14 protein-coding genes are annotated in these 16,042 nt (G+C 61.8%); 7 read left to right on the forward strand and 7 right to left on the reverse strand.

What is annotated here, in order from left to right; translation table 11 throughout:
* Positions 1 to 10 precede the first annotated feature (10 nt).
* On the reverse strand, positions 11 to 970 hold the full coding sequence (locus EIY71_RS08005; RefSeq protein ID WP_085745021.1) for a DMT family transporter: 960 nt from the start codon (positions 968 to 970) through the stop codon (positions 11 to 13).
* A 215-nt stretch (positions 971 to 1,185) separates the two neighbouring features.
* On the opposite strand from EIY71_RS08005, the gene EIY71_RS08010 reads away from it, so the two are divergent.
* Positions 1,186 to 1,386, forward strand: a complete 201-nt coding sequence (locus EIY71_RS08010; protein WP_085745022.1) for a DUF6316 family protein — start codon at positions 1,186 to 1,188, stop codon at positions 1,384 to 1,386.
* Here EIY71_RS08010 and EIY71_RS08015 read toward each other — a convergent pair.
* The gene (locus EIY71_RS08015; protein WP_085745023.1) at positions 1,383 to 2,567 is read right to left on the reverse strand and encodes a thiolase family protein; all 1,185 of its coding nucleotides are present in this window, start codon (positions 2,565 to 2,567) and stop codon (positions 1,383 to 1,385) included. The two genes, EIY71_RS08010 and EIY71_RS08015, sit on opposite strands and share 4 nt — an antisense overlap.
* Before the next feature lie 102 nt (positions 2,568 to 2,669).
* On the reverse strand, positions 2,670 to 4,184 hold the full coding sequence (gene pap, locus EIY71_RS08020) for a polyphosphate:AMP phosphotransferase (protein WP_102686489.1): 1,515 nt from the start codon (positions 4,182 to 4,184) through the stop codon (positions 2,670 to 2,672).
* Between the two features lie 173 nt (positions 4,185 to 4,357).
* Between pap and mnmC the strand changes: the two genes are divergently transcribed.
* From mnmC to EIY71_RS08045, 5 genes are all read left to right on the forward strand, one after another.
* Positions 4,358 to 6,340 (forward strand): bifunctional tRNA (5-methylaminomethyl-2-thiouridine)(34)-methyltransferase MnmD/FAD-dependent 5-carboxymethylaminomethyl-2-thiouridine(34) oxidoreductase MnmC, encoded by a 1,983-nt coding sequence (gene mnmC, locus EIY71_RS08025; RefSeq protein WP_134021274.1) that lies wholly within the window; start codon positions 4,358 to 4,360, stop codon positions 6,338 to 6,340.
* Between the two features lie 262 nt (positions 6,341 to 6,602).
* On the forward strand, positions 6,603 to 8,375 hold the full coding sequence (locus EIY71_RS08030; protein WP_134021277.1) for an N-acetylglutaminylglutamine amidotransferase: 1,773 nt from the start codon (positions 6,603 to 6,605) through the stop codon (positions 8,373 to 8,375).
* A gap of 3 nt (positions 8,376 to 8,378) precedes the next feature.
* Positions 8,379 to 10,124 carry an N-acetylglutaminylglutamine synthetase gene (gene ngg / locus EIY71_RS08035; RefSeq protein ID WP_134021280.1) on the forward strand — a complete coding sequence of 582 codons (1,746 nt, stop codon included), beginning with the start codon at positions 8,379 to 8,381 and terminating at the stop codon, positions 10,122 to 10,124.
* A 61-nt stretch (positions 10,125 to 10,185) separates the two neighbouring features.
* Positions 10,186 to 11,376 carry an osmoprotectant NAGGN system M42 family peptidase gene (locus tag EIY71_RS08040; protein ID WP_085745028.1) on the forward strand — a complete coding sequence of 397 codons (1,191 nt, stop codon included), beginning with the start codon at positions 10,186 to 10,188 and terminating at the stop codon, positions 11,374 to 11,376.
* 59 nt (positions 11,377 to 11,435) lie between these two features.
* Positions 11,436 to 11,663, forward strand: a complete 228-nt coding sequence (locus EIY71_RS08045; protein WP_003172962.1) for a YheU family protein — start codon at positions 11,436 to 11,438, stop codon at positions 11,661 to 11,663.
* Between the two features lie 6 nt (positions 11,664 to 11,669).
* On the opposite strand, the gene csrA is transcribed toward EIY71_RS08045, so the two are convergent.
* The 3 genes from csrA to EIY71_RS08060 form a co-directional block, all read right to left on the reverse strand.
* Entirely contained in the window at positions 11,670 to 11,855 is a 186-nt protein-coding gene (csrA, locus tag EIY71_RS08050; RefSeq protein ID WP_039770603.1) for a carbon storage regulator CsrA, read from the reverse strand.
* 138 nt (positions 11,856 to 11,993) lie between these two features.
* Positions 11,994 to 12,326, reverse strand: a complete 333-nt coding sequence (locus tag EIY71_RS08055; protein WP_007950874.1) for a YnfA family protein — start codon at positions 12,324 to 12,326, stop codon at positions 11,994 to 11,996.
* A 64-nt stretch (positions 12,327 to 12,390) separates the two neighbouring features.
* Positions 12,391 to 13,206, reverse strand: a complete 816-nt coding sequence (locus EIY71_RS08060; protein ID WP_085745029.1) for an SDR family oxidoreductase — start codon at positions 13,204 to 13,206, stop codon at positions 12,391 to 12,393.
* Between the two features lie 256 nt (positions 13,207 to 13,462).
* Here EIY71_RS08060 and EIY71_RS08065 point away from each other — a divergent pair, with 256 nt between their 5' ends.
* Positions 13,463 to 13,621 (forward strand): DUF3309 family protein, encoded by a 159-nt coding sequence (locus tag EIY71_RS08065; RefSeq protein WP_169432680.1) that lies wholly within the window; start codon positions 13,463 to 13,465, stop codon positions 13,619 to 13,621.
* A 59-nt stretch (positions 13,622 to 13,680) separates the two neighbouring features.
* On the opposite strand, the gene EIY71_RS08070 is transcribed toward EIY71_RS08065, so the two are convergent.
* Positions 13,681 to 15,774: an LTA synthase family protein gene (locus EIY71_RS08070; protein WP_085745030.1), complete on the reverse strand. Its 2,094-nt coding sequence runs from the start codon at positions 15,772 to 15,774 to the stop codon at positions 13,681 to 13,683.
* Between the last annotated feature and the right edge of the window lie 268 nt (positions 15,775 to 16,042).

Here is a 16,042-nt window from a genome sequence, read left to right on the forward strand (position 1 = left end):
CACGGGAAGGTCATCCGACCAACAGTTTCGCCCGCCGGGCCTTGAGCCCGGCAATCAGCGAAGGCCCGAGCGCCACCAGCGCCGAACCCAGCACCACCAGCACCGCCCCGCCATACCCCAGCAGATTGATCTGCTCGGCATGCACATACTCCGGCCACACCCCCGCCGCCACTGCCACCGCACCGAACGTCACCAACGGCGTGATCGCCAGCGTCGCGCTGACCCGCGAAGCTTCCCAATGCGCCAGCGCCTCGGCAAATGCGCCGTAGGCGATCAGGGTGTTCATGCAGCACGCCAGCAGCAGCCAACCCTGCAACGGGTTCAGCGACAGCGCTTCGAGCGGATGCACCCAAGGTGTCAGCAACAGGGCGCAGAACAGGTAGATCACCATCATCACCTGCAGCGAATTCCATACTGTCAGCAGTTGCTTCTGCCCCAGTGCGTAAAAGGTCCAGACCGTCGACGCCAGCAGCACCAACAACACACCGGCGGTGTAGTCAGACAAAGAGGTGAGCAATTCCGCCAGACGCTGATTGAAGAACAGCGTAAACCCGATCAACAGCACCGCCAGGCCAATGCCCTGACCGATACTGAAGCGTTCCTTGAACACGAACAGACTGGCGATCAGCAACATGATCGGCCCCATCTGCACCACGAGTTGCGCAGTGCCGGGGCTGAGCAGGTTCAAGCCCATCAGGTACAGCACGTAGTTACCCACCAGCCCGAGCACCGCCATCAGCACCAGCCAGCCGCCCTTCGGCCCGAGCACTTTGCGACTCGGCAACCTTTTGGTCGCCGCCAGATAAAGGAACAGACAGCCGCCGGACACCAGCAGGCGAAACCAGGTCACCGTGACCGGGTCCATCACCACCAGCACCTGCTTGAGCTTGATCGGCAGGATTCCCCACAGAAACGCCGTCAACAACGCCAGGAACATGCCGTACACCCAACGACCCGATGAAACGTGCATGAGAACCCCAAGCGCCAGAGACAGGAGCGCTCATTCTAGGCGCACAGTCCCTGCCCGACACAGGGACAGTTGCGCTCCAGCCGCAAATGAAACTGTGCAGGTCGCAGCAGAAAATTGACGATGGGCCGTTGATCGGCCGGCCGGGCAAGGTAAGTGGTTCAGGCATAAGCTTCTTGGATCCAGCCCGGGACATCACTCACCAAGGAGACCCCGTCATGTTAGGCATGCGCGCCCAGGACACCGCCCCCGCCACGCACTTTCGCAGCGACCGCGTGTGCCGGGTCAACGGCGAACTGTATTTCAGCACCCGGGAAAACACCCTCGAAGGGCCGTTCGACAGCCACGAGAAAGCCGAGCAGGAAATCCGCGCGTACATCGCGCGGATGCAGTTGATGGATTCTGGCAGGTCGAACTAGCGTACGGCCTCAAACAACCCGGTCGCGCCCATCCCGCCGCCCACGCACATGGTCACGATCCCGTAACGCAGATTGCGCCGCTGCAACTCGCGCACCAGATGCCCGACCTGCCGTGATCCGGTCATGCCGAACGGGTGGCCGATGGAAATCGAGCCGCCGTTGACGTTGTACTTCTCGTTGTCGATTTCCAGCCTGTCACGGGCGTACAGGCACTGCGAGGCGAACGCTTCGTTCAATTCCCACAGATCGATATCCGCCACCTGCAAGCCTTTGGCCTTGAGCAGCTTCGGCACCGAGAACACCGGGCCGATGCCCATTTCATCCGGCTCGCAACCGGCCACGGTGAACCCACGGAAAAACGCCTTAGGCTTGAGCCCCAGTTGCAGGGCCTTTTCCAGGCTCATCACCAGCGTCATCGAGGCGCCGTCGGACAACTGCGACGAGTTGCCGGCAGTCACCGAACCGTCCTCGGCGAACACCGGTTTCAACCCGGCGAGGCTTTCATAGGTGGTGTCCGGGCGATTGCAGTCGTCGCGATCGACGAGGCCGTCGAGGATCTGCACCACCCCACTGTTCTTGTCTTCAACACGGTACTTCACCGCCATCGGCACGATTTCATCGTTGAACAGGCCGGCAGCCTGCGCCTGGGCGGTACGGATCTGACTTTGCAGCGAGTAGCGATCCTGCGCCTCGCGACTGACGCCATAACGGCGCGCCACCACTTCGGCGGTCTGGCCCATGGTGTAGTAGATGCCCGGCGTCTGTTGCTTGAGCAGCGGGTTGATCAGGTGATCGGTGTTGACACTTTTCAGCGTCAGGCTGATCGACTCGACGCCGCCGGCGACGATGATGTCGCTGCAACCCGACGCGATCTGGTTGGCGGCAATCGCAATCGCCTGCAAGCCTGAGGAACAAAAACGGTTGAGGGTCATGCCCGCGGTGCCGGTGCCCAATTGCGAGAGCACCGCCACGTTGCGGCCGATGTTGTAGCCCTGGGCGCCTTCGTTGGAACCGGCGCCGACGATGCAATCCTCGACGCTGGCCGGGTCGATGTCGTTGCGTGAGAGCAACGCATTGACGCAATGGGCCGCCATGTCATCGGGACGGGTCTGGTTGAACTTGCCGCGAAAGGACTTGGCCAGGCCGGTCCGTACGCTGTCGACGATCACCACTTCACGCATGGCATACCTCATTGTTGCAGTCGGTTGAGAGTGGACCGAGCATAAGTCCACCCAATCGCCGACCGCGACAATCATTCACCTCGCGTATGCGGGCCCATCGGTTCAGTCCTTGTGCTTCTTGGCTCGCTTGTCGGACTTCTCGAACGCTTCTTCCAGCGCCCGGTTGATCGTGCGCAGCACCTTGACCCGGGCCCAGCGCTTGTCATTGGCCTCGACCAGGGTCCACGGCGCAATTTCGGTGCTGGTGCGGTCGACCATGTCGCCCACGGCGGCGCGATAGGCGTCCCACTTGTCGCGGTTGCGCCAGTCGTCTTCGGTGATCTTGAAGCGCTTGAACGGGATTTCTTCGCGCTCCTGGAAGCGTTCCATCTGCGTGTCCTTGTCGATGGCCAGCCAGAACTTGACCACGATCACCCCGGCGTCGGCCAGTTGCTCTTCGAAATCATTGATTTCGCCATAGGCACGCATCCAGTCGGCGGTACTGCAAAAGCCTTCGACCCGCTCCACCAGCACCCGGCCGTACCACGAGCGATCAAATACGGTGAATTTGCCCCGCGCCGGAATGTGCCGCCAGAACCGCCACAGATACGGCTGCGCCCGCTCCTCTTCGGTGGGCGCGGCAATCGGCACGATGTTGTACTGACGCGGATCGAGCGCCGCCGCGACCCGGCGAATCGAACCGCCCTTGCCCGCCGCATCGTTGCCTTCGAACACCGCCACCAGCGCGTGACGACGCATGCGTTTGTCACGCATCAGCCCCGACAGTCGCGCCTGCTCGGTGATCAGTTGTTCTTCGTAGTCTTTTTTGTCCAGACGCTGGGTCAGGTCGAGGCTGTCGAGCAGGTTCAACTGATCGACGGAAGTCCCCAACGGTGCAGCGTTGACCTCATGGGGATGCACATCGGGACGCTTCAAGGCGTTTTGCAGCCCTTCGAGCAGAATCTTGCCGACCGTCAGGCTGCGGTAGTACGGGTCGACACCCTCGATGACATGCCATGGCGCGTAATCGCGACTGGTACGGCGCAACACGCGCTCGCCGTATTTGACGAACTTGTCGTAGGTCTGCGATTGCTGCCAGTCCAGCGGGCTGATGCGCCAACTGTGCAGCGGGTCATCGGCCAGGGCCTTGAGCCGCGCCTTCATCTGTTTCTTGGACAGGTGGAACCAGAACTTGAAGATCAGCGCGCCTTCATCGCAGAACATCTTTTCCATGCGCTCGGCGCCGGCAATCGCCTGATCCAGACGTGGATCCTTGAACAAGCCGTGGACCCGGCCCTGCAGCATCTGGCTGTACCAGTTGCCGAAGAAAATCCCCATCCGCCCCTTGGCCGGCAGCATCCGCCAGTAACGCCAGGCCGGTGGCCGCGCCAGCTCTTCGTCGGTCTGCTGGTCGAAGGTGCGCACTTCGATCAGGCGCGGATCCATCCATTCGTTGAGCAGCTTCACCGTCTCGCCCTTGCCGGCGCCTTCGATGCCGTTGATCAAAATGATCACCGGGAAACGCTTCTGCTGCTGCAACTCGAACTGGGCTTCGAGCAAGGCTTCACGCAGGGCGGGCACGGCGGCTTCGTAGGTGTCTTTGTCGATGGCGTGACCGATTTCAGCGGATTCGAACATAGGGACGGCTCCTTCCAGGATTCAGCAAGACTAGCGGATTGGGCTCTGGCGCGGCACAGAAATTCCCGCCGGCGGCGGATTGTCCTTGAGTGATCGTCAGCAAGGCTTGCCATGGATCAAGCGCCGCGTGCGTGATCGGCTAGAATGGCCGCCTTGTCGTTGCCGAGCCTGCCATGAAACCTGTAATGCCCCACGCCCAACTCGACTGGGATGACCAGGGACGCCCGCGTTCGCGAGTGTTCGACGATGTGTATTTTTCCGACCAGTCGGGGCTCGATGAAACCCGCTACGTGTTCCTTGAACAGAACCGTCTGGCCGAGCGTTTTGCCGCGCTGTCGGCGGGTGGGCGACTGGTGATCGGTGAAACCGGCTTCGGTACCGGGCTGAATTTTCTCTGCGCCTGGCAGTTGTTCGAACAGCAGGCGGTGGCCGGTGCGCGGCTGCATTTTGTCAGCGTCGAAAAGTTTCCGTTGAGCCCTGCCGACCTGCAACGGGCGCTGGCGTTGTGGCCTGACCTGAAGCCATTCTCCGATCAGTTGCTCAAGCATTACGTGGCAATTCATCAAGGTTTCCAGCGCATTGTTCTGGATAACGGTCGTGTGACCCTGACGCTGTTGATTGGCGATGCACTGGAGCAGTTGCCGCAACTGGATGGCCAGATCGACGCGTGGTTTCTCGACGGTTTCGCCCCGGCGAAAAACCCGGAAATGTGGACCGCCGAACTGTTCGCCGAACTGGCGCGATTGGCGGCGCCGGGCTCGACCATCAGCACGTTTACCAGCACCGGTTGGGTGCGGCGCTTGCTCAACGCCGCCGGCTTCAAGATGAAACGCACGCCGGGCATCGGCCACAAATGGGAAATCCTGCGCGGCGAATTTCTCGGCTGGCCCGAGGGTGTTGCGCCACCTGCGGCGGCAAAACCGTGGTTCGCCCGCCCAACAGCGTTGACAGGTGACCGTCGAGCCCTGGTGATCGGCGCCGGTCTGGCCGGTTGTGCCACGGCAGCCAGCCTTGCAGCACGGGGCTGGCAGGTCAGTCTGCTGGAACGGCATGACGCGGTTGCACAAGAAGCGTCGGGTAACCCGCAAGGCGTTCTGTATCTGAAACTGTCCGCCCACGGCACCGCACTGTCGCAGTTGATTGTCAGCGGTTTCGGCTACACCCGTCGCCTGCTGGAAACCCTGCAACGCGGTACCGACTGGGATGACTGCGGCGTGCTGCAACTGGCGTTCAATGAAAAGGAACGCGAGCGTCAGGCGCAACTGGCGGCGGCGTTTCCCGAAGACCTTCTGCAATGGCTCGATCAACCCGACGCTCAGGCCCGCGCCGGGATCGGTCTGGCCCATGGCGGTTTGTATTATCCCGAAGGCGGCTGGGTGCATCCGCCCGCATTGTGTCAGGCGCAAGCCGCACAACCGGGCGTCACGCTGCTCACCCATCAGGAAGCCATTGAGCTGCGCAAGCTTGACGGTCAGTGGCAGGCCTTCGACGGTGAACGACTGATCGCAACAGCCCCCGTCGTGGTGCTGGCCGGTGCTGCCGAAATCAAGCGTTTTGCCCAGAGCGCCGACCTGCCCCTCAAGCGCATTCGCGGGCAGATCACTTGCTTGGCGCAGACCACACAAAGTCAGGCGCTGAGCACGGTGGTCTGCGCCGAAGGTTACGTAGCACCGGCACGCTTTGGCGAACACACCCTCGGCGCCAGCTTCGATTTCAATAACGATGACCTGACCCCGACCACCGCCGAACACCTGGGCAATCTGGCGATGCTCGAAGAGATCTCCACGGATCTGGTGGCGCGCCTGCACATCGGCGAACCCGACGCCGACAGCCTTCAGGGTCGCGCAGCGTTCCGTTGCACCAGCCCCGACTACCTGCCGATTGTCGGCCCGCTCTCCGATCGCGAGGCCTTCACCGCGGCCTATCGCGCCTTGAGCAAGGATGCCCGGCAAGTGCCGGACACTCCGTGCCCGTGGCTGGACGGTCTGTACGTCAACAGTGGCCACGGCTCACGCGGGTTGATCACTGCACCACTGTCTGGCGAATTGCTGGCGGCGTGGCTGGACAAGGAACCGCTGCCGCTGCCAAGAGCGGTGGCCGAAGCGTGTCATCCCAACCGTTTTGCCTTGCGTGAACTGATTCGCGGGAAGGCCTGAGGGACGCCGGCCTGCACTCTGCAGGTTCGGCAAATCCCGTGATGACTGACCGCTGTTCGAGCAGCCCTACCCAAGCAGCACAACACCCTCCAACTCCTCCCTTCTGCGCCTCGCTCCCTTGCCTGCCATCGGTCGGCACATCGCGCCTTATAACTCATTGTTCTAAAACTCCGACGTCCGCGCCGGGGTCAGTCTCTGAGTACCCACCCTTTTTGGCGGGTCCCGATTGCCCCTCCCCAACGGAAAAACCGGTAAGGACTTTATGTGCGGATTAGCTGGCGAGTTACGTTTTGATCAACAACCTGCAAACCTTGCAGCCATTGAGCAAATCACCCATCACCTGGCCCCTCGCGGCCCCGACGCGTGGGGCTTCCATGCCCAGGGGCCGATTGCCCTGGGCCATCGACGCCTGAAAATCATGGACCTGTCGGACGGCTCGGCGCAGCCGATGATCGACAGCCAACTGGGCCTGTCCCTGGCCTTCAACGGCGCGATCTACAACTTCCCGGAACTGCGTGCAGAACTCGAAGCGCTCGGTTATGCGTTCTACTCCGGCGGCGACACCGAAGTGCTGCTCAAGGGTTACCACGCCTGGGGCGAAGCGCTGCTGCCGAAACTCAACGGCATGTTTGCTTTCGCCATCTGGGAGCGCGATGCCCAGCGCCTGTTCATCGCCCGCGACCGTCTCGGTGTGAAGCCGCTGTACCTGTCGCGCACCGGCCAGCGCCTGCGTTTTGCTTCGGCTCTGCCGGCGCTGCTCAAGGGCGGTGACATCAACCCGATCCTCGACCCGGTGGCGCTCAACCATTACCTGAATTTCCACGCCGTGGTGCCTGCGCCGCGCACCTTGCTGGCCGGCATCGAAAAGCTGCCGCCAGCGAGCTGGATGCGCATTGAAGCGGACGGCAGCACCGAGCAGAAAACCTGGTGGACCCTGCCCTACGGCCCACACGACGACGAGAAAAACCTGACCCTGGAAGACTGGCGCGACCGCGTGCTCGACAGCACCCGCGAAGCCGTGGCAATCCGCCAACGGGCGGCAGTGGATGTCGGCGTGCTGCTTTCCGGCGGCGTCGATTCGAGCATGCTCGTCGGCCTGCTGCGCGAAGTCGGCGTAGAGAACCTTTCGACCTTTTCCATCGGTTTCCAGGATGCCGGTGGCGAACGCGGTGACGAGTTTCAGTATTCCGATCTGATCGCCAAGCACTACGGCACTCAGCACCATCAATTGCGCATCGACGAAAGGGAAATTATCGAACAACTGCCCGCTGCGTTCCGCGCCATGAGCGAGCCGATGGTGAGCCACGACTGCATCGCCTTCTATCTGCTGTCCCGCGAAGTGGCCAAGCACTGCAAGGTTGTACAGAGCGGCCAGGGCGCCGACGAGTTGTTCGCCGGTTATCACTGGTACCCGCAAGTCGACGGCGCGGCCGATCCGTATGCGGCCTATCGCGAAGCGTTTTTCGACCGCAGCTACGACGATTACGCCGCCACGGTGCAGCCGAAATGGCTGACCGCCAATGACGCTGCCGGTGACTTCGTGAAGGAACATTTCGCACAGCCGGGCGCCGATGCGGCGGTCGACAAGGCCCTGCGCCTGGACAGCACGGTGATGCTGGTGGACGACCCGGTCAAACGCGTCGACAACATGACCATGGCCTGGGGCCTGGAAGCGCGTACGCCGTTTCTCGACTATCGACTGGTGGAATTGTCGGCCCGTGTTCCGGGCAAATTCAAACTGCCGGACGGCGGCAAGCAAGTGTTGAAAGAAGCCGCGCGACTGGTCATCCCGAGCGAAGTGATCGACCGCAAGAAAGGTTACTTCCCGGTGCCCGGCCTCAAACACTTGCAGGGCGATACCCTCAACTGGGTGCGCGAACTGCTGCTCGATCCGAGTCAGAATCGCGGCCTGTTCAACCCCGCCATGCTCGACAAACTGCTGACCGATCCACAAGGCCAGTTGACCCCGTTGCGCGGCTCCAAGCTGTGGCAACTGGCGGCTTTGAACCTGTGGCTCAGCGAACAAGGAATCTGATCGATGAAACCTCACGCCACGGCTTACAGCCAACGGCTACTACGCGGTCAGACACCGTCCTACGAACGCTTGCAGGCGCGTCTGGCCGAGGACGGCAGCGAGCCGGCCGCCGAGCCGATTGCGGTGCATTGCGGCTGGGGCCGGTTGCTGATCGGCCACACTTTTCCCGATCCGGCGAGCCTTGCCCGGGAACTGCTCAACGAACAGCCGGGCGAGCGCGATATTGCGTTGTACGTTGCTGCACCGCAGCAGATTCTCGGCCTCGAGCCGACCCAACTGTTTCTCGACCCGTCCGACACCCTGCGCTTGTGGTTCAGCGATTACCGTCAGGCGACCCGCGTATTTCGCGGCTTCCGCATCCGCCGTGCGCAAAGTGACGCGGACTGGCAGGCGATCAATCAGCTGTATCAGGCGCGCGGCATGTTGCCGATCGATGCCACCCTGCTCACCCCGCACCATCAGGGCGGCCCGGTGTACTGGCTGGCGGAAGACGACGACAGCGGCGCGGTGATCGGCAGCGTCATGGGCCTCAATCACCAGAAGGCCTACAACGACCCGGAAAACGGCAGCAGCCTGTGGTGCCTGGCGGTCGACCCGCAGTGCTCGCGTCCCGGTGTCGGTGAAGTATTGGTGCGCCATCTGATCGAGCATTTCATGAGTCGCGGTCTGAGCTACCTCGATCTGTCGGTGCTGCATGACAACCGGCAGGCGAAAAATCTCTACGCCAAACTCGGTTTTCGCAACCTGCCGACGTTCGCCATCAAGCGCAAGAACGGCATCAACCAGCCGCTGTTCCTCGGTCCGGGGCCGGAGGCGCAGTTCAACCCTTACGCGCGAATCATCGTCGAGGAAGCCCATCGACGCGGCATCGATGTGCAGGTGGATGACGCCGACGCCGGACTGTTCACCCTCAGTCATGGTGGGCGCCGGGTGCGTTGCCGTGAATCCCTGAGCGATCTGACCAGCGCCATCAGCATGAACCTGTGCCAGGACAAAAGCCTGACCCACAAAGTATTGAAAGCCGCCGGACTGAATGTGCCGTCGCAGCAGTTGGCGGGGAATGCGGACGACAATCTGGCGTTTCTCGATGAGCACCAGCGAGTGGTGGTCAAACCGCTGGATGGCGAACAGGGCCGAGGCGTGGCGGTGGATCTGCAGACCATAGAGGACGTGCAGAAGGCCATCGAAGCGGCCAGGCAGTTCGACACTCGCGTGCTGCTGGAAAGCTTTCACGAAGGCTTCGACCTGCGGATTCTGGTGATCGGTTTCGAGGTGGTTGCAGCGGCGATCCGCAGGCCGGCGGAAGTGGTCGGCGACGGTCATCATTCCATCGGCGCGTTGATTGAAGCGCAGAGCCGACGCAGACAAGCAGCCACCAGCGGCGAAAGCAAAATCCCGCTGGACCACGAAACCCAGCGAACCCTGCATGCGGCCGGTTACGACTACAGCAGCATCCTGCCGGCCGGTGAGCATCTGTTCGTGCGGCGCACGGCGAACCTGCATACCGGCGGCACGCTGGAAGACGTCACGGCGATTCTGCACCCGACCCTGGCCGAGGCTGCCGTGCGCGCGGCTCGGGCGCTGGAGATCCCGATGGTCGGCCTCGACCTGATGGTGCCGGCGGCGGATCAACCGACGTACGTGTTCATCGAAGCCAACGAACGGGCAGGGCTCGCCAACCATGAGCCGCAGCCGACGGCGGAGCGGTTTGTCGATCTGCTGTTTCCGCACAGTCAGCCGGCCGTTTGATCTCTCTTCAGCGTCATTCCCGCGTTCAACGCGCGAATGACGCCCCGCAACAGGAGTCTCCATGACCACCCAAATTCCCGAACCGGACCTGAACTACCTGCAGAAAGTCCTGTTGGAAATGCTCGCCATCCCGAGCCCGACCGGGTTCACCGACACCATCGTGCGCTACGTCGCCGAGCGTCTGGAAGAACTCGGCATTCCCTTCGAGATGACCCGTCGCGGCACGATCCGCGCCACCCTTAAAGGCAAGAAAAACAGCCCCGACCGTGCGGTCTCGGCGCACCTGGACACCATCGGCGCCGCCGTGCGCGCGGTGAAAGACAACGGGCGTCTGACCCTGGCGCCGGTGGGTTGCTGGTCGAGCCGGTTCGCCGAGGGCAGCCGCGTCAGCCTGTTCACCGACAACGGCGTGATTCGCGGCAGCGTGTTGCCGTTGATGGCGTCCGGGCATGCCTTCAATACGGCCGTGGATGAGATGCCGATCAGCTGGGATCACGTCGAGCTGCGTCTGGACGCCTACTGCGCGACCCGCGCCGATTGCGATTCGCTGGGCATCAGCGTCGGCGATGTGGTGGCCTTTGACCCACTGCCGGAGTTCACCGAAAGCGGTCACATCAGCGCCCGACATCTGGACGACAAAGCCGGTGTCGCCGCGCTGCTGGCAGCACTGAAAGCCATCGTCGACAGCGGTCAGGAACTGATGATCGACTGTCATCCGCTGTTCACCATCACCGAGGAAACCGGCAGCGGCGCAGCAGCAGCGTTGCCGTGGGACGTCAGCGAATTCGTCGGCATCGACATCGCCCCGGTCGCGCCGGGCCAACACTCCAGCGAACACGCGGTGAGCGTGGCGATGCAGGATTCCGGCGGGCCGTACGACTATCACCTGTCGCGGCACCTGTTGCGTCTGGCCGGCGAGCACGAACTGCCGGTGCGCCGCGACCTGTTCCGCTATTACTTCAGCGACGCCCATTCGGCGGTCACTGCCGGCCACGACATCCGCACCGCCCTGCTCGCCTTCGGCTGCGACGCAACCCACGGCTACGAACGCACACACATCGACAGCCTGGCGGCGCTCAGTCGCCTGCTGGGGGCGTACATTTTGAGTCCACCGGTGTTCGCCAGCGATGCGCAACCGGCCACCGGGTCACTGGATCGCTTCAGTCACCAAATCGAGCACGAAACGCAGATGGAGAGCGACACCCGTGTGCCGTCGGTGGACAGCCTGGTGGGGCAACGCTCGGACGGTTGAGTCTGGCCCTCGGCGATCATTCGCCGTAGCATCCCGACATTGATTTAGCCGAGGTGCCCATGCTGATTCCCCACGACGCGCTCGAAGTCGACACCCTCACCCGCCTGATCGAGGATTTCGTCACCCGCGACGGTACCGACAACGGTGACGACACGCCGCTGGAAACCCGCGTATTGCGGGTTCGCCAGGCGCTGACCAAAGGCCAGGCGTTGATTGTTTTCGATCCGGAAAGCGAGCAATGCCAGTTGATGCTCAAGCACGACGTGCCCAAGCACCTGTTCGACTGAAAACAGTCAGCGGCCCTTGCCGCTGGCCTGTTTGCGCTGGATCCGTTCGTAGACCTCGGCGCGATGCACGCCGATCTGCTCCGGCGCTTCGACGCCGAACCGCACGCTGGAGCCGTTGACCGCCAGAACGCGCAGAGTGATGTTGTCGCCGATGGAAATCAGTTCACCGACAACACGGCTGAGTACAAGCATGGGGGTTGTCCTTCAAGGTTTGCGAGCCTCGAAGATGCGCGGGTTTCGACCGCCCTACAATGCACGCCGGGCAATTCAGTCATTCCCTACGCATCAGGTCGCGCAAGCCTTCAGACGTTTCCTTCAAGGCTGCAAGATTCAGCTCGCGGAAAACCGTGGTCCGAACAGGATCACACTGGCCCCGATCACACACAGCGCCACCCCGATCCAGTCCGACCCCAACGGGCGGATGCGCTCGACCACCGCCAGCCAGCCAATCGAAGCAATGATGTAGATGCCGCCATAAGCGGCGTAGGCGCGACCGGCGTAAGTCGCTTCGACGCGCGTCAATAGCAGCGCGAACAGGGTCAGGCTGATCAGCGCCGGGATCACCCACAAGGCGCTCTTGCCCTGGCGCAGCCACATCCAGAACGCGAAACAGCCGGCGATTTCGAACAGCGCGGCGAGGAAGAACCACAGGTAATTGAGCATGCAAAACATCTCGTCAGGGTGACTGTTGCGGCCACCCTAACGATGCGGTGAACCCCGGGCAAGTTCAGCCGTTATTCTGTTTGGCCTTGGCGCGCATCTTTTCGGCCATCGCGGTCATTTCGTTGTACAGCAGCTGCGGATTCTTCTGTTTGAGCGCCCAGGCCATACGCCCTTGTTCGTGAGGCAGGATCATGAACTCGCCGGCCGCGACTTGCTGGTAGATGTAGTCGGCAATATCGCTGGCGGTGATTGGCGAACTTTCCAGCAACTTGCCGACCTGGGCTTTCATCGCCGGCGTCGGGCCACGGAAGGAATCCAGCAGATTGGTCTGGAAGAATGACGGGCAGACCACATGAACCCCGACTTCCTGTTGGGCCAGTTCGATCAACAGACTTTCCGACAGCGCCACTACCCCGGCCTTCGCCACGTTGTAGTTGCTCATCGCCGGCCCCTGCATCAGCGCGGCCATCGAGGCGATGTTGATGATCTTGCCCTTGCTCAGTTCCAGCAGCGGCAGGAACGCCTTGCAGCCCTTGACCACGCCCATCAGGTTGATCGCGATCTGCCAGTCCCAGTCCTCCAGCGACAGTTCGCTGAAGAAACCGCCCGAGGCCACACCGGCGTTGTTGACGATGATGTCGATGCCGCCCAGTTTCACTTCGCAGGCCTGGGCGAACGCCGTTAGCTGGCTGTAATCGCGCACGTCGCAGCGCTGGATGAAGCCGTCGCCGCCAGCCTCGCGAACCAGTTTCAGGGTCTCTTGCAAACCGGGTTCGCTGACGTCGGACAAGGCCAGTTGCCAGCCTTCACGCGCCCAGCGCAGCGCGATTTCGCGACCCAGGCCTGAGCCCGCGCCAGTGATCATCATGCGATTTTGCATAGCAGACAGCCTTGTTGTTCCGGGGAAGATGCGCGGAGTGTAGCGAAGGATCCGCAGCGACCCACGCTCCATCAGATTGCTGAATGGCGAGGGCAAACCGCAACAACAAACGAAATAAGCAGGCGAGCCAAATACCTTAAAAAAACATTGAATTTTCTTTCATGTGCACCAGTCGGAATTTATAAGCCGGCTGGATTTAATTCAACTTCCAGCCGCCCTTGAACACCAAGACTTCACAGACACTATCAACAAGGAAATAGACATGGGCACAATTCTAATCATTATCCTGATCCTGTTGCTGATCGGTGGTCTGCCGGTCTTCCCGCACTCCAGAAGTTGGGGTTATGGCCCATCGGGCATTATCGGCGTAGTGCTGGTAGTCCTGTTGGTGCTGTTGTTACTCGGTCGGATATGACTGTTTGACCGACAAAAAAAGAGGCCCTTCAAGGGCCTCTTTTTTATGGTGCCGACTGATCAGTCCGGCTTGCCGTTAATCACACCGGCGGTGTTGTCCATCAGGCTCTTGGTCGCCGTTTGCAGGAACGCTTCGAGCTTGAGTTTCAGCTCGGCTGTGCGCGGAGCATCCGGTACCACTTCAGCGTGCGGGTTGGCACCCAGCTCGTACTGATAGATCTTCGGTGCCATTTCCTTCTCTTTCGGCAGCACCAGGATCTGGTCGGCGGTGACGATGGCGGTGGTCTGCTCGCTGCCCGACGGCTTGATCACACCGAAACCGGTGTCACCCTGCGGCAGGTTCAGCAGATCGCGGCCCCAGCACTGATGGCGCACTTCGCCACCGAGGCGACCCATGATGGTCGGCACGATGTCGATCTGAGTGCCCACGGTGTGGTCACGGGTACCGAATTTTTCCTGGATGCCCGGTGCGATCATCAGCATCGGCACGTTGAAGCGGCCCAGGTCCATTTCGGTGATCTGACGCTCGTTGCCGAAGCCGTGGTCGCCGACGATGACGAACAGGGTTTCCTTGAAGTACGGCTCCTTGCGGGCTTTCTCGAAGAACTGGCCCAGCGCCCAGTCCGCGTAACGCATGGCGGTCAAGTGCTCGTTGAGCGTGCCACGATCCGTCACGCGCTCGACCGGCAGCGGCGTCGGCAAGGCGTACGGCGTGTGGTTGGACAGGGTCTGCAGCAGCGCGTAGAACGGCTTGCCGTTTTCCCGGGCCTTGAGCTCCACCAGACCGCGGTCGAACATGTCCTGGTCGGACACGCCCCAAGTCGGATCGGAGAACACCGGGTTCACGAAGTCGTTGCGGCCGACGAAGTTGGTCATGCCCTGGTTGCTGAAGAAACCGGACTGGTTATCCCAGGCAAAATCACCGTTGTAGACGTAGACATCGTCATAGTCACGAGCGCTGAGCAACTGCGGCAGGCCGGACAGCTTGTGGCTGCCTTCCGGGGTCTGCATCAGGTATTCGAAACCCGGCAGGTTCGGGAAACATGCCATGGTGGCGAACATGCCCTGGTGGGTGTGGGTGCCGTTGGAGAAGAAACGGTCGAACAGCAGGCCTTCCTTCGACAGCTTGTCGAGGTACGGCGTGATGTTGCCCGGCGCGCCCAGAGCACCGACCGAGTGACCGGCCATGCTTTCCATGAGGATCACGACGACGTTCTTGATCGGCAGGGTCTTGTCGGCAGGCGGCGTGTATTCACGACGCACGGCGGCGATATCGGCATCCACCAGTTTGTCGTCCGGCATCACCAGCATCTCGCGGACCACTTTCTGCGCCTGATCCTGCGGCAGCGTGGCTTTCCAGATGTTGTCGCGATCCTCGCCCATCCGGTCCTTGGCCGCCGCGATCAGCGACAGCGTGCCGTTGAGGCCGAGCTGATTGGCGAAGTTCGATTCGGTGGTATACACGTCCCCCCAACGCAGCGGCGGGCCTTGACGCAGGGTGCCGCGAGCGGCCACCACGCAGACCAGCAGGCATACTACGAAGACAACCAGACGCGCATACCATGGCGCCACTTGACGGGTGCCGACGTTGCCACCGCTGAACGGACCACGCGGACGGGTCAGACGGTCGGCGCCCTTGAACGCCAGGGTCAGGATCAGCGTGCCCACGGCCCAGGCCAGCAGATAACGCACCACCGGGAAACCGTACCAGAGCATGCTCATCACGGTTTTCGGGTCTTCCTTCACGTACTGGAACACCAGGCCGTTGAGGCGCTGGTGGAACTCGCGATAGAAGTCCATCTCCATCAGACCGAGGAACAGTGCAATGCTCGAAGCAACGGTCAGCCACAGACGGAAGAAACCGCGGGCCGCCATGGCCCGGGCACTGAACAGCGCCAGCACCAGCGGAATGCACAGGTACACCACCAGACGCACATCGAAGCGCAGGCCGTTGGCGAAGGCTTCGAGGAAGGTCGAGGCCGGGGTGTCGAGGATCATCTCGCGGTTGTAGACCAGCAGCGCGAGGCGCAGCACGGAAAACATCACCATCATGACCAGCGCGCACAGGAGCGTGTAGGCCAGATGCGATTTGACGGTCGGTTGCAGCAGGCGACTGGAAGATCGCTGCTGACTCAGGGCGTCCGGGTTTGCCATGTCGTTTTAGGACCCATTGGAAGTTGAAGTTGCAAAAATTCAGCTGCGCCCTGCCCTCTGTTGGCCATTCCAGGCCCCGGGGCTTGCGCGGAGCGCAAATGTTGCACGATCACCGGCGGCATTGCCATTGATTAGTGCCCGTTGCCGGACGCTTTCATTCAAGGCACGGCGCACCGGGACAGGTGCAGACAGCGCGGGCGAATTGTCTTGGAGACTTTGTGAAAATTTCGTCCAACGCATATCTGGAAACACAATAAACCCGGAAAAC

The sequence above is a fragment of the Pseudomonas sp. CH235 genome (genome assembly GCF_004368175.1).
Classification (GTDB): domain Bacteria; phylum Pseudomonadota; class Gammaproteobacteria; order Pseudomonadales; family Pseudomonadaceae; genus Aquipseudomonas; species Aquipseudomonas paraglycinae.